Source organism: Zoogloea sp. LCSB751 (assembly GCF_002028455.1).
Taxonomy (GTDB): Bacteria; Pseudomonadota; Gammaproteobacteria; order Burkholderiales; family Rhodocyclaceae; genus Zoogloea.
The window spans coordinates 1-250 of record NZ_MWUM01000430.1 but is presented as its reverse complement, the minus strand read 5'-3'; the positions used below and the strand labels follow the sequence as shown (position 1 = coordinate 250).

General features: G+C 48.8%; 1 pseudogene. It reads right to left on the bottom strand.

Annotated elements, in window-relative coordinates:
• Positions 1 to 250: pseudogene (gene cysN / locus B4920_RS27220) on the bottom strand (sulfate adenylyltransferase subunit CysN); the annotation flags it as partial.

Here is a 250-nt window from a genome sequence, read left to right as displayed (position 1 = left end):
ACCCACCTTGATGACACCAGAGGCTAAAGTACCGGCAAAACCCCGAAAATCCAGATTTGGACGCGACACGTATTGCACAGGGAAGCGCACGGGTAAGGCACTCAGTTCACGTTGGGTATCAATGGTTTCCAACAATTCCAGTAATGTACCGCCCTGATACCAAGGGGTATGTAAACTTGGCTCGACCACGTTGTCGCCATTGAGTGCTGATAAGGGCACAAAGTGAATATCTAACTCACCAAAGCCTTTA